Source organism: uncultured Varibaculum sp., from assembly GCF_902489465.1.
Lineage (GTDB): Bacteria > Actinomycetota > Actinomycetes > Actinomycetales > Actinomycetaceae > Varibaculum.
Map to the genome: position 1 here is coordinate 21,008 of NZ_CABTZZ010000020.1, position 14,187 is coordinate 35,194.

At 52.8% G+C, this 14,187-nt stretch carries 7 protein-coding genes and 2 tRNA genes; 6 read left to right on the forward strand and 3 right to left on the reverse strand.

Features of this window, described 5'->3' with window-relative positions:
* The first annotated feature begins 32 nt into the window (after positions 1-32).
* Positions 33-3,326 (forward strand): hypothetical protein, encoded by a 3,294-nt coding sequence (locus RDM26_RS05200; RefSeq protein ID WP_307737949.1) that lies wholly within the window; start codon positions 33-35, stop codon positions 3,324-3,326.
* Positions 3,327-3,457: 131 nt separating this feature from the next.
* On the opposite strand, the gene RDM26_RS05205 is transcribed toward RDM26_RS05200, so the two are convergent.
* Positions 3,458-4,240, reverse strand: a complete 783-nt coding sequence (locus tag RDM26_RS05205; protein WP_307737950.1) for a DUF4352 domain-containing protein — start codon at positions 4,238-4,240, stop codon at positions 3,458-3,460.
* A 671-nt stretch (positions 4,241-4,911) separates the two neighbouring features.
* On the opposite strand from RDM26_RS05205, the gene RDM26_RS05210 reads away from it, so the two are divergent.
* On the forward strand, positions 4,912-5,181 hold the full coding sequence (locus tag RDM26_RS05210) for a hypothetical protein (RefSeq protein WP_307737951.1): 270 nt from the start codon (positions 4,912-4,914) through the stop codon (positions 5,179-5,181).
* 154 nt (positions 5,182-5,335) lie between these two features.
* Here RDM26_RS05210 and RDM26_RS05215 read toward each other — a convergent pair.
* Positions 5,336-5,423 (reverse strand) — tRNA-Ser (locus tag RDM26_RS05215).
* 450 nt (positions 5,424-5,873) lie between these two features.
* Here RDM26_RS05215 and RDM26_RS05220 point away from each other — a divergent pair.
* Both RDM26_RS05220 and RDM26_RS05225 read left to right on the forward strand, forming a co-directional pair.
* Positions 5,874-7,208 (forward strand): MFS transporter, encoded by a 1,335-nt coding sequence (locus RDM26_RS05220; RefSeq protein ID WP_307737952.1) that lies wholly within the window; start codon positions 5,874-5,876, stop codon positions 7,206-7,208.
* 193 nt (positions 7,209-7,401) lie between these two features.
* Positions 7,402-9,036 (forward strand): inorganic phosphate transporter, encoded by a 1,635-nt coding sequence (locus tag RDM26_RS05225; RefSeq protein WP_307737953.1) that lies wholly within the window; start codon positions 7,402-7,404, stop codon positions 9,034-9,036.
* A gap of 108 nt (positions 9,037-9,144) precedes the next feature.
* On the opposite strand, the gene RDM26_RS05230 is transcribed toward RDM26_RS05225, so the two are convergent.
* Positions 9,145-9,217: transfer RNA gene (locus tag RDM26_RS05230), tRNA-Arg, on the reverse strand.
* Between the two features lie 191 nt (positions 9,218-9,408).
* Here RDM26_RS05230 and RDM26_RS05235 point away from each other — a divergent pair.
* Positions 9,409-13,590 carry a DNA helicase gene (locus tag RDM26_RS05235; RefSeq protein ID WP_307737954.1) on the forward strand — a complete coding sequence of 1,394 codons (4,182 nt, stop codon included), beginning with the start codon at positions 9,409-9,411 and terminating at the stop codon, positions 13,588-13,590.
* Positions 13,591-13,592: 2 nt separating this feature from the next.
* The gene (locus tag RDM26_RS05240; protein WP_307737955.1) at positions 13,593-13,784 is read left to right on the forward strand and encodes a hypothetical protein; all 192 of its coding nucleotides are present in this window, start codon (positions 13,593-13,595) and stop codon (positions 13,782-13,784) included.
* Positions 13,785-14,187: the final 403 nt, after the last annotated feature.

Consider the following 14,187-nt stretch of genomic DNA (forward strand, 5'->3'; position numbering starts at 1 on the left):
TTGAGGGGTGACCTAAAGGAGATTTACGAGCAATGAAGCAGCATGCCGCGAAACTAACTGCTACCGGATTCGCTTTGGCATTGGCGGGAACTCTACCGGCTACTGGGATCGCGCAAGCCGCTCCCGAGCCTACCGTGCCCGCTGATCCCGCGAGCGGTGAACAGCAAAATCAGCAAACCAATCCAAAAATTCAATCGGAAAAGAACCTGGAATCCGCGAAGAATACCGCCCAAGAGAGCGCAAATAAGGCTGCAGAGGCGGAAACTCAAGCGCAAGTAGCTGCAAAGAAAGCGCAGGAAGCTGCCGAAAAATCCGGAGAAAAGTCTGCAGCCAGTGAAAAGGCGAAGCAAGACGCCCTCGATGCCCTAGCTAAAGCACAAAAAGAGAGCGCGCAAGCGGCAAGTGATGCTGCCAGCCTGCTTGATAAAGCAAATGAGAAGAAAACAGCTGCCGAGAGCGCCGCAAAAGCTGCGGGTGAAGCTCTGACTAAAGCCGAGCAAGCAAAGGCGGAAGCAGATAAAGCAGTCGCGGATAATCCTGCTCCCGATGCGAGGCAGCTGCAGGCAGCCAAGGACAAGGTAGCGGCCACTGAAAAAGCCAAACAAGAGGCAGACGCCAAAGCGGACGCAGCGCAAAAAGCGCTGCAAGACGCACAGGCAGCGGTAGAGGCAGCTAAAGCACAGGTGACGGCAGCTAAGAACAATGTTGAGCAACGGCAAATAGAGCTAGAAAACGCTCAACAGGCAGTCCCGGCTGCGCAAAACGAGCTGCAATTAAAACAGGTAGCAGTTGAGCAAGCTCAGAAAGATAAAGTTGCTGCAGACCAGGCAGTGCAGGTTGCCGGGGAACAGGTAAAAGCCGCGCAAGCAGAGCAGAGTAAAGCTGAGGCGGTTTTAGCGTCCCGCCAGGGTGAAACTGCGGCTGCCAAGAAGGCTGCGGATGAGGCTAAAGCTGCACAAACTAAAGCAGAAAAAGATCTCGAAGAAGCGAAGACAAAGAAACAGCAAGCCGACGCAGCGGTAAAAGCGGCCGAAGCAGAAGTAGCAAACGCTGAAAAAGCGGTGAAAGAAGCTGACGAAAAATTCAGGCAAGGCAGCTTCGGGTTCTTCGAAAGCGTAGGGGCCACGGATGCTCTTGAGATTTTGAATGATAAAACCACTACCGCTGATGATGGCACCTTGGTGAACGGCACTTTGAAACCCGGAGCCGCCAATGACACCACCAATTTAGACAATATGAAAGAGGCCATTGCCTGGGTGCGAGTAGTCAATCAATATCGCGCCAAAGGCGGACGCAATGGTGAAAAGCTTGATGATTACGTGATTACTGACCGCTTAATGGCGATTGCTCAAGCGCAAGCTAACTGGTCGAGGTACCAGATTGAGCACTCTAGTGCCTTTGGAGTGGCAGAAAACCTAGCATGGGGCAAGAGTGATCCGGTATTTAGATGGTACGACGAGAAATCCATCTATGAAGAAGCTTTGAAACAGCACCCCGATATGGCGAATATGTCCTCGTATCAGATTTATCAGAAGTACCCCAGCATATATTCCGATGTAGGGCATTACCTCAATATCGTAGGTCACTCCACTGCCACCGGTTTTGCTGGTGCAGCAGGCGAGGGGATTAAATATGGAGCTGTTTGGGGCGAAGTCTATAGCGGAGTCAGGCAGGGAGAAAAAACCTATACCGTTGATGAATACGAACAACGGTTTATGGAGTACTACAACTCGGTTAATCTGCAGAACGTGCAGAAGAAGCTGCAGGAGGCGAAAGCAAAACTGGTAGCCCTGCAGGCAGCGGCGAAGACCGCAGGTGATCAGATAGCGCCTGCCGAAAACGCGCTTGCATCCGCTAAAGCTAAAACCCAGGAAAAGGATAATGCCTGGAAGGGCGCTCAAAGCAAAGAAGCTGACGCCGCTGCGGCAGTAGAAAGCGAAAAAGAGAAGGTTGCGACGGCAGAGAACAATAAGAAGGCTGCCGAGGGCGGGGCTAAGGAAAAAGAGCAGGCAGTGCAGGCAGCTACAGAGGCTGTTACTGACGCTAAGAGCGCCCTCGAGAACGCTAAAGCCGACGTAACGGCCGCGCAGAAAGCCCTGGAAACGGCAAAGCAGGATGTTAAAGACAAAGAAGCAGCACAACTAGAGAAGGAGAAAGAACTAGAAGAGCTAGCTAAAGGCACGGCGTTAGGAAATGCGCAGCAAGAGTTGGCCGAGACTAAAGCAGCTTTGACCCAGGCGCAAGCCACAGCTCAAGCAGCTGCCACCCAGCTAGAAACGGCCACCCAGGCACTCCAGCAGGCACAGGAAGCTAAAGCGGCAGCAGATAAGACTCTCGAGGACGCAAAATCAGCAAACCAGCAGGCGGCGGAGACGGCCAACCGGGCTGAAAGCGAGCGTGCTAACGCGCAAAAGGCGTTAAATCCGCTTGTCGAACAGCAGATAGCTCACGATCAGGCAGCTGGAAAAGCTCAAAAGGCGGAGCAAGACCTACAACAGGCTGAAGCTGTCGCCGAAAAAGCTAATAAAGAATTGCGAGCCGTCACTAAGGTAGCTGACGACCTGCAAAAACAAGCGGAAACCAAGCAGGCACTAGCGGATAAACTAGCGGCTATCGATGGGCAGAATGCTTTGGACAATGGTCTGGATGCTACCGATAGCGATCTCAACAACCTGGGATTGCCCGCTTCCTTTACTACCTATCGTGACGCAGCTACCGCTGCCGAGGAGGCGCAGAAAGAAGCAGATGAACTCGCGAGACTGGCTCAAGCTGCGCAGGATATCTTGGAGGAAGCCACCGCGGTTAATCGGGAAGCTCAAGCCAAGCTGGCAGCTGCCCAGGCAGAATACCACCTCTACCATCAGGTACAGGCAGCCAAATCGGTTAATGGGCAGAGCAAGTTCCTCCCTGGTACTACGTTCCAGGTACGTTTCACTGGATTTAGCCCTAGTAGTCAGAACCAGGTCACTATGCATTCAACCGTAGTTGATCTGGGGGTACATCCGGCGGTAGGTAAAGGCGAATTCGTGGTGTCCGTGCAGGCACCACGGGAGCTAGGTATCCACACCATTATCGCTACCAACGAATGGGGTGAGCGTGCCAGCTTCCAATTCGAAGTAGGCGAGCAACTGTCGACGAACCCCAAAGGAAAGAAGACCATTAAAACTGTCGTAGTTAAAGAGGTTAACACCGGGAAACCGGCTGCCGGCGAGCAAATGCCGGTAACCGGAGTATCGATAACTACCTTGTTGGCGTTGAACTCCCTAGCGGTAATCACTGGAGTGGGACTGGTCGCCGCCAGTCGTCGCCGTACTCAAGAAATCTAGAATTCAAATATCCGCAAGTATTTAAAAGATTGTCCCCGGGCTGAATAAGCCCGGGGACAATTATTACTCAGTTAACTAACCGGAAATAGGTAGCCAAAAACGACTGACGAAAAACAGGTATTATTTAGAAGCTATTTTAGTAGCCAGGTAGCCAAAGCTTCTTTGTCTAAGATATTTCCAAAGTAGGAAATACTAGCAGCGTCAGCTTTAACCGGAACAATCCCGGTCACGGTTCCACCAGCTTTTAAGGATCCATCACCTAGGGATTCTTCGTCCAGAACCGGAATTTCGGGATCCTTCATATTCCCTGAATCAGACGTTTGCTTCCAGTCAAACTCGTTATAATCTACTGGTTCAGACCCGGTATTTTTGTAAGTAACCGTAACGAGCAGATATTTGTCGCCAACCTGATCAGTTTTTTCTGTTTTTGAATCTACCGATACTTGCAAACCATTGTCTAAAGTAACGGCATTTCCGACAGCCAGCTTGCTGTTGTCTGCATTTTTATCGGTCTTCTTGGAGTCTCCGGCGTCTGCTTTCTCGCTGGTAGCGACAACGGTAGACCCAGAATTGAGGTCTTTTGTGGCCTCATCAAGCGCTTTTCCGAACACCCATTGAGTACAAACAACGATTACGATCGCAATAACGTTAATAACAATGGCAGCGATCGTAAGACCTTTCCCTCCTACTTTTCCTTTGCGTATAGAGAAAATCCCTACGATTCCCAGGATCAGACCGATAATGGCTAACAAGAAAGAAATGTTATTAAGAATTGGAATCCAAGAACCGACTATCGCAACAATTCCAAGAACCAGAGACGCAATTCCTAGCCCCGATTTCTTCTGCGGAGTTGGCGCTGGCTGCGTAAACTGTCCCTGAGGATTCTGAACTTCCAGAGGCTGATTTTCTGACATGAGTACTTACTTTCCATAGATGCGGACACTAAATGAATCTGCAGGATTCTATGGTTAATCTGAACCCCACAAATCATTACCTGAAAGATGAGAATAAAGCGGTGTATTGCCAAAAATGGGTCAATAATTCTGGGCTAATGCCCATAATTCTCCGAATTATTTTCACTGTTCATTACATTTGATTCTCGCGGGGGGGGGGATTCTGTCAAGTGTGCTTTTCAGATCTCTCCACACCCGCGAGGGCAGGGCAGGATACTAAACCACTCTCTAACATTCCGGCCACACACCCTTTTGGGTATTAACCCCAAAATAAATACGCACCCCCATTCGGGTATTAACCCACCTGTCCGACCCGCAAAGCGGCAGTCACAATTGAGAGATTAGAAAAGGAGCCAGATAAAACCTAGAATTTTGTTTCCATTGGTTGACATAGCGAGAGGCTTGTTTACTATAGTTAACAGTGTGGAGATCAAAGAAAGCGCCTATAAACATGGCGTTAGAACCATAGACATGCTCCACGCAGTAAATAACCCTATAGATGTATTCCCTATGGATGGATACCGCATATTGGTGGGAGCTGGCACAGATGGCACACTTCTGGAACTAGGACTCCGAAACCAAGTCATATTTCATGCGATGAAAGCAAGACCGAAATACTTAAGGAGGAAGCCGTGAGTAAGCGGACTATCGAAGATATGCTCGATGAGATTGAGAACGCAAACAATGGGGCAGGGCCTGACCCGGTAGCTTCCGTCTATCGCGGTAAAGGACTTACACAACTGGCAGCAGCTATCCAGGCAGAAGAACGCGCCAAAGCCGCTATTGCCCAAGCGGTAAGCACCGCTAGGGCAGAGGGGGCAACTTGGGAAATGATAGGTGACTATCTAGGAATGACCCGAGCGGGGGCGTACAAAAAATTCAAATCCTTGCAGGTCGCTTAATCTGGGGAATGTTTTCTACAAGGCGTGCACTCTTGCCTAAAGACTGAGCGTTAGTCACTAGCAAGTGATTGAATAGAGTGTTCCTCCCGGGAAGCTTTCTTGGACAAAAGTTATTAGTCGAGCAAGCGTGATACGGTTAAACCGTATTTACCAGCGGAGATGGAGGGATTCGAACCCTCGAGGGGCTATCCACCCCAACTCCCTTAGCAGGGGAGCGCACTAGGCCACTATGCGACATCTCCAATGTCAAAGCACCCCCATAGTTTAACGGACAGCAAGGTTAGCGGCAAAAACCATTCGCGTGCATCCGGTCACTAGTTGCTCTACCGCAACTGTTGATAGCTTCAAAACAATCCGAGGCTAACGGCAAAACCCTCATTTTGATTGCCTCTATTTACCGTAGCCTCTTTTGCAGGGTTTAAGACCCCCGGCAGACAAAAAGCAGAAATGCCTAACATGAGGAACATGTACCGTGACAGCCGACGGTCCGGCCAGCAACCGCCCAGGAAGACACAAAACGGAGCTTCCCCCAAGCGGTCAGCCTTAAAACAAGCCGCGCGGTTAACTGGGCCGGTTGGCATGGGCTACCTGCCGCCGTAACTACGCTTAAAGCGTGGAAAGCTGCGGATAGTATTCCAAGAGGACTAGGGTAAATAACAGGGTTAAAGATTGCAAGGTTTGAGGAGGTAGATTTGTTGCGCACATTTACCTCCTTCAAATACCACAACTATCGGATCTGGTGGATATCTAATATTTTTGCTTCCACCGCCACCTGGATGCAACGAGTCGCCCAAGACTGGGTGGTGTTGATGGTACTCACCGACCAATCCGGATTTGCCGTCGGGGTGGTCACTGCGCTGCAATTCCTGCCGCAGTTATTGCTGTCGATACCGGCCGGAATGGTGGCTGACCGCTTCAATCGACGCCACATTATCCAGATCTGCCAATGCGTCGTTGCCCTCTGCGGATTGATAACCGGAATTTTACTGCTTACGGGAGTAGCCGCCCTCTGGCATATTTACATAATAGCCCTGATAACTGGAGTTGCAGACTGCCTAACCTCCCCGGCGCGGCAAGCGTTCGTATCCGAACTGGTCACTAAAGAAGACCTCCCTAATGCGGTGGGGTTAAACTCTACCGCCTTCAACTCGGCACGTCTGATCGGTCCGGGACTCGCCGGATTTGTGATCGCTGGTATCGGTCCGGGCTGGGTTTTTATCGCCAACTTCGTCCTCTTTATCGTTCCGGTCCTCAGCCTGGCGCTGATGGATCCTGCTCGGCTTTATCGTCCGGAAAAGAGTTCGCGCACCAAGGGGATGATGCGCGAAGGGTTGCGTTATGTGCAAAACCGTACCGACATTAAAGCGATTATCGCCATCCTTACGGTAGTGGGCGCCTTGGGGCTAAATTTCCAGCTAACCCAAGCGGTCATGGCCACCCGAGTATTCGGTAAAGGTGCAGGTGAATATGGCTTATTGGGCTCGATTATGGCGATCGGCGCCCTCGCGGGAGCCCTGCAAGCTGCCCGGCGGCGCCAGCCCCGCGTATTTACTGTAGTGGTATCCGCCGTCCTATTTGGAGTTTTAGAGGGTGCGCTGGCACTGGCTCCCACCTACGAAATCTTCGCACTGTTACTGATCCCCACCGGATTCGTAATGTTGAATCTGCTTACCTGCGCAAATGCTGCTATCCAAGTTTCTACCGAGGAAGAAATCAGAGGGCGGGTACTGTCTATCTATTTCCTCTTCTTCCTGGGAACCACCCCGATAGGAGCGCCAATAATCGGTTGGGTAGCCGAACATTGGGGGCCACGTTGGTCACTAGGGGTGGGTGCCATCGCTTCCTTACTGGTTGCGCTGATAGTGGGGTTTTGGCTGTGGAGACATTGGAAAGTAGACGTTACCCTGCGCGCCTCCCGCCCCTTTGTCAGCATCGAAGGACCTCGAGAGCGGGCGATGCGGCGTCGGAAGGAACGCGCGGAGCGCCAACGGATTATGGATAACCAGTCGCGCGACACCGGAACCTAGGACAGTCTTCCAGGTACATACACCGGTGTTTCAGCGTAAAAATTAGTGAAATAGCAGGTATTCCCATATTTCTTGGATTAGCCTTCCTCTTGGTAGTTTTCCCTGCGGTTCCGCTTTGTTAACCCATAGGTAACCTTAGGTTGTTAGCTTCCAGGTGAAAGTTAATATTTCTCATCTGGAGGGAGTTAATCCCGTGACTAAAACTGATATGCCTCCTGCAGAGGTAGAAGAACCTTTGGGACAGCTGACTTTTTTCCAAAAACTGGCGAAAAAAGATGTGTACTGGCACTTGGCTTTCGGTGGCCTGCTCTTGGGCAGTGCCATCTGGTTCATTTTTTGGGCTTTCGATTATGTAGGAGAAACCGATCAAGCGTTACTGCTAGTAATAACTATTGCCTTCGCCGTGTTCATGGCCTTTAATATCGGTGGTAACGATGTAGCGAACTCCTTTGGAACCTCCGTTGGTGCGGGGACCCTGTCAATGAAACAAGCCCTAGTGGTGGCCGCGATTTTTGAGGTGTCCGGGGCAGTAATTGCGGGGGGAGAAGTAACCGATACGGTGCGTTCGGGAATCGTAGACCTATCGGCAATCTCGAATCTGCAGGCTATGGACTTTGCGCTAATCATGACCTCTTCCCTGCTAGGGGCAGCAGTATGGCTGCTGTTAGCGACCCGTATGGGTTGGCCGGTGTCTACCACCCACTCCATTGTGGGCGGCATCGTTGGGGCTGCCCTCACGGTAGGATTTACCACTCATACTGGGGGTTGGAACATGGTGCAATGGGGAGGCATCGGGAAAATCGCGATCTCCTGGGTGCTGTCCCCGGTATTGGGTGGGGTAGTGGCCTATATTTTGTTCAAATCTATTAAATCCTCGATCCTGGTTTACAATGAACGTGCCGACCAGCGTCTACGTGAAATCAAGCAGGAACGTGCAGACCTGCGTACTCGCCATAAGGCCTGGTTTGAGCGGCTCAATGAAATCCAGCAGGTTTCCTACACCAACGCGATGGTACGCGACGCCACCACCATGAATATGGGGGACTATGATCCCTCTGATCTGGAATCTGACTACTTCAAAGAGCTAGAACGTATCAACCGCGAAAAAGATGATGTCAACGCCCATAAAGCTCTAGATACTTGGGTGCCATTGTTAGCGGCATTTGGAGCGATCATCATTGGTTCTCTCATGCTGTTTAAAGGGCTGGATAACCTGGATATCAACCTATCTATGTTGGGGAATGTCCTGATCCTGACAATGTTGGCGGCAGCAGTTTGGATGGCAGTATTCATTTTTGCCCGTTCCCTCAAGCGGCGTGACCTTTCCCGATCAACCTTCCTGTTGTTCTCATGGATGCAGGTCTTTACCGCTTCCGCGTTCGCTTTCTCGCATGGATCGAACGATATCGCCAACGCTATTGGCCCGTTCATCGCGGTGCTAGACGTCTTGCGTACCGGTGGTATTTCCACAGAAAGCGCTGTCCCGGGAGCAGTCATGCTCACCTTGGGGATCGCCCTGATTGCGGGGCTGTGGTTCATTGGCCGCTACGTTATTAAGACCGTAGGATCTGGACTTACCGAAATGCACCCGGCCTCGGGATTCGCGGCAGAGCTATCGGCTGCGGCGGTAGTTATGGGTTCCTCGCTGCTGGGGCTGCCGGTTTCCTCCACCCACATTTTGATTGGTGCAGTGCTCGGGATCGGGATCGTTAATAAAGCTGCTAACTGGTCATTAATGAAACCGATTGCACTGGCTTGGGTGATTACCTTGCCGGCCGCAGCGGTTATTTCCGCGATTACGGTGAGCGTATTGCGGGTGATGTTCTAAACCGGTAGTTAACTCTACTTGGCCAGGTAGCCCGAGGCTCGTCCTCGTGGTACCTGGCCAAAGCGGTTTTTAGAGGAAGATGGCGCCGTACATACCGCCATCAAATAGTGCCCCCGAGACGATTCGAACGTCCGACACCCGCTTTAGGAGAGCGGTGCTCTATCCCCTGAGCTACGAGGGCGCAAGGCGGCCGTCAGCGCCTCAGCCAGTCTAGGATAACACTGGTTGAGCGGGCTCAAAATTGCAGTCCGGCTTATCGAGGGAAAACCGAGACGTGAGAATTGTCGTTTTCGTTATCTTAGGGCATGGCAACCAGGGCAAACCCCTACTTTCGCGTATGGTGGCATCGTGAGCTTTAACCCGGAAACTGAGATGACCACAACGGAAGACCCAACTAGCGAGGCCGTCGCGGAACCAGCGACACCTAAAAGCCGTAAGCAGCTGGTAGAAGAGATGTTGTCGTACTGGAACGCCAGCTTAGAGCATACGATCGCTGAGGAGACCTCCTCCGGCTACCTAGAGCTGTCTGCTGCCCACCCCGGAGGTTTAGCGCAGTTATATGGAGGGCGTCCGACTCGGTTATCTAATCTGGTACGCGAACCGCGTGCCCTGTCTCATTGCCGGATTCGGGCTCGCGAGGTACTGTCTGCTTCTCGAGACCGCGAATCCCGTTATGGTAGCGCGCCGGTTTATCTTGCGATCGGCACTGCCTCCTGGCGGCAAGGCGGCACCTTAGGAGCCGCCTGGGAACGCGCCGCGAGCAAATCTGCGTCCTCGACCACGAAAATGTCGGCAACCGCTGCCACGGCGGTAAATGCAGAAAGTGTCGTCTCTAGCAGTGAAGATGCTGCTAAGGAACAGGCGGAAGATAGCGCGGTTTACGATATTGAAAAAGTGCGTGCTAGCGAGCCGCGTACTATTACCGGACCGGCATTACTTTGCCCGGTAGAGCTGTCTTTAACCGCTGATGAGGACGTGCTGATTACTCTAGATAGTGCAGTAGAAGTATGGCCGCCTCTGGAAGCAGCGCTGCGGGAGAAGGGTGAGCAGGCAGAAATTGTTTCCATTCTGCAAGGTTTGCAAGCAGAAGTAGCTTTTAGCCCCACCAATGCTCTGCACGAATTGCGACGTCTGGGATTGCGGCACCTGCTGGGATTTGACCTCTATGATTCGCTTACCGTAGGGCAATACCTGCATCCTCTCTCCAACCTGGTCAAAGACTTTGCGCTCAATCAAGATCTATTGGAACAGTCGGACGTGACTGCGGCTCTTTGCGGAGATGTAGATGCCGTTGGGAAGGTGCTTTCTCCGCTACCGCAACCAGTGTTGACCGACCGGGATCCTCTGGCCGAGCATGGGGTAGGGGATTTGGATCCCGCGCAGCATAACGTGTTAGATGCGGTGGCTTCCGGGGCAAATCTACTGCTAGATGCGCCTCCGGAATCGGAAAAGACTTCCACGGTGGCAGCAATATTAGCTGACGCTGCCAGTGCGGGGCGCACCATTGCCTATGTGCCGGGGGCGCGGCGTCGCCTACAACAGGTGTTGGGGTATTTTAATCGTCTGGGGCTAGAGAGTCTCACTCTGGATTTGTCCAGTCGCAGCCGTTGGCGTGACCTCATTCCCGCCAAGTTGCTGGAATCTTTAAGCGCTCCGGTGGAATCAGCGGATCCGGCGGCTGACGAAGTCACTATAAAGATGCGTAACGAACTGACGCAGGTGCGTTCCCAGCTGGGTGGCTATATGGAGCAGCTGCATCGTAAGCGCGACCCCTGGCAGGTGTCCGCCTATGACGCCTTGCAGGTTCTGGCAGATTTGACTTCTATGAAGCCCGGACCGCGCACTAAAGTCCGTTTTGACCTAGAAACTTTGCATCGTATTGCCTCCGATGGTGCTAAACGTGCCCAAGAGTTACTGGCACAAGCCGCAGAAGAAGGAATTTTCTCCCAGACACGGGCAACCAATCCGTGGCATTCGGTAGTAATTTCTTCCCCCGAAATGGTTGACACCGCAGTCGAGGGGGTCAACCAGTTAGCGGGTCGCATGTTGCCGCAGGTGCGTGCAGATATTGATCGCGCCCAAAAAGAAACCGGGCTGCTGCGTGCCAAGAACCTTAACCAATGGCATGACCAGTTACGCATGTTAGACGGTTTGCGCGAAGCCATGGATGTGTTTAAGCCTCAAATTTTCGAGCGCTCAGCTGCCGATATGGTGATCGCCACCGCTACCAAGAAATGGCGTAAAGAACGCGCGCTCAATATGAAGGAATCCCAGCGTCGACGCCTAATTAAACAGGCTAAAGACATGGTGCGGCCCGGCCGAAAAGTAGAAGATCTACATCGGGAACTGATTAGAGTACAACAGCAACGTCGTATTTGGCGCGAATACTCTCCCGGTGGTGGCTGGCCAGTGTTACCAGGGCGGCTTGACCAGATGCAAAAAGCAGAGGAGGCGCTACGCGGCCATATCACGCGCATACAGCCGTTCTTCTCCACTGGATTTGGCGATTTAATGCAAATGCCTCTCGACGAGTTAGCAAGTTTGATGGATAACTTGTCTCAAGATGAACAAGGAGCCGAGCGCCTTCCGCAGCGGGTAGCGATTCTGAAAGAACTTCACGATTTAGGTCTCGATGAATTGGTAGATGACCTGCGAGAACGCCGGGTTCCTTTCGATTTGTTGCGTGCAGAGCTAGACCTTTCCTGGTGGGCATCAGCCTTGGCAGAAATGCTGCGTCTAGATGACCGCCTGGCTCATTTTGATGGAGAACGCCTTGCCGAGTTATCTACGCGCCTGCGTGAACTCGATCTTGCCCAGGTGAACTCGCTGTCGGAACAAGTCTTGCGCCAAGTGCGTCACCAGGTAGCCAAACTGGTAGACACCCAGTCCGAAACGGTCTCTGACTTGGAACAAGTATTGAAAGATGCCCGCAGCGATCTGCCAGAAGTAATCGGGCAATTCCCGATTGTGGAGCGGTTGCGTCCGATTCGCGCGATTCCTCCGGTGCTGGTACCCCAGATTCTCGGTAATGATCACCCCGTGGATTTGCTGGTGCTGGACGGAGTGGAAAACACCGACTTGGCAGAAGTCATTCCCGCGATTGCGAGAGCAAAACAAGTGGTAGTCGTAGGGGATGTGCGCCGCAGTGAGCAAGGAACCATCTCGGAGTTTGCGGGGATATTCCCGCAGCTAACCGCGCCTCCTACCCGATCTCGAGTAAATGAATGGGTGGCATCGTTCCTAGCCGATCACGACTATGGGCGGGACGTGATGCCGGTGACCGTGCCGCGCCCCTCCCGCCCGGTGACTTTGACAGTAGTCGATGGACGTGGAATGCCTGCTCCCGGTGCCCAATGCGTCGAAACCTCTGCCCAGGAAGTTGAGGAGGTAGTGCGACAGGTTTGCTTGCACGCCCAGACCCAAAGCAAAGAGTCTTTGGGGGTGGTAGCTTTGACGGTCAAACATGCCCGGCGAATCAGTGCCGCGATTATGAGTGAAGTCGCTCGTAACCCACAGCTAGATAAATTCCTGGGTAGTAATCAAGAAGAACCCTTCGTGATAGTTGACGCAGCCGGAGCAGCAGGTTTACGTCGCGACCACGTGATTTTATCGGTAGGTTTCGCCAAAACTCCCCACGGTCAAGTACTCCATGACTTTGGAGTTATCTCGGCAGCTGACGGTACGGCGCTACTGGTAGACGCAGTTTCTATGGTGCGTAAAGAGCTATCTTTGGTGTCGTCGATGGCACCGGAAGCTATTGACCCGCAACGTCTGCATCACCCGGGCTCCCAGATGCTTTACGATTTGCTACAGGCTGCCCGAGCCGAAGCCCAAACTGTAGGGCCAGTTGAGGCCGCGCAGGCGATGGGGGAGGAAGAATCTCAACCTGATCGTTTGTTGCTTGATCTAGCGGAACGGCTCTATTCCGTGGGGCTGACCGTGATTCCCAACTTAGGACCGAAGAACGGCATGCGGATTCCCTTAGCCATCGGGCATCCAGACTATCCCGACGAACTACTAGTGGCGGTGCTTACCGACAACCCGGACTATGTAGCTGAGAAATCTTTGCGGCGCCGCGAACGGCACTGGCGGCAAAGGCTCAAAGAATACGGATGGGTGGTCAGCATCGTCTATTCCACCGCGGTATTTATGGATCCAGCCGCACAGGCTCAACAGCTACTAGATTTGGTGGTTGATGTGGTTGAAGAGCGCAAAAAAGCGCAGGCACAACGCCAAGCAGCGGCAGCTCCCGCGCCTGCTGCCTCCCCTGCGCCCAAGCCAGCGGTACCACCACTTCCGGCTGCCTCTCCTGTTTCACGGCAGGAGGCCAGCGAAGGCAATCGGAGCATACAGCGTCCCGCCATCTCCCGAGGGTTGCCCCTAACTGCTTATGGTGATGACCAGCTTGATGATCTGCTCGCCTGGATTCGTTCTGATGACAAGACTCGCAGCGTGGATGAAGAAGTGGAGCTGCTCTTTAATGAGCTAGGTTTGCAGCGCCGAGATGGTCAGGTGGAAACGATCTTGAAGAATGTCGTCACCCGGAACGCTTAACTATGAAGCATCCGGCAGCGCGTACCTACTCCGAGGTGGATCGCCGGCGCATCCGCGAAGGTAAACCTACTTCCTGGCAGGAAAGCGCAGATCGAACCGCGGATCAAGATGAGCGCCAAGAAACTGCTAATCAGCACCCGGAAATAGACTACCTATCCGAAATGCCCCCTCATTGGCGCGAGCGTAACCAATAGTCATCATTTGGTTTTTCTTGTAGTTACCGCGTGGAGCCTGGGTTTTTCCTCCCGCCCAAGAAATTCGGAAAACGTAGCGGCGTTTTCCGAATTCTTATGCCCACCGCACCCACTCGGATAAAACCCAGGCTCCCCGCTCGCTGGTACCACCTAAGTAAGGGGCTCAGCGGGAACAAGAACCGCCAGATCCCCGCCTAGCCTGCTCGGATAAAACTTCTCCCCCACGCAAAGGGGGTACGGCTGGTACGAGATTCCCGTAAGGTACGCAACTAGCGTGCAGGGGCGGATTTATGCCGTAGGGTAGGCTGCGGGCGTTAAATCCGTGAAAATGCCAGAGCATTTTCCGGATTTCGGGGCGCGAGGCAAAATCCGCCCCTGTGCGCGGACGAATGCGGGAGGAAAA

Bases quoted from the DNA above. Each gene is read 5' to 3' on its own strand.
- RDM26_RS05200 (WP_307737949.1), top strand. From the start codon at position 33: ATGAAGCAGCATGCCGCGAAACTAACTGCTACCGGATTCGCTTTGGCA.
- RDM26_RS05205 (WP_307737950.1), bottom strand. From the start codon at position 4,240: ATGTCAGAAAATCAGCCTCTGGAAGTTCAGAATCCTCAGGGACAGTTT.
- RDM26_RS05235 (WP_307737954.1), top strand. From the start codon at position 9,409: ATGACCACAACGGAAGACCCAACTAGCGAGGCCGTCGCGGAACCAGCG.
- RDM26_RS05240 (WP_307737955.1), top strand. From the start codon at position 13,593: ATGAAGCATCCGGCAGCGCGTACCTACTCCGAGGTGGATCGCCGGCGC.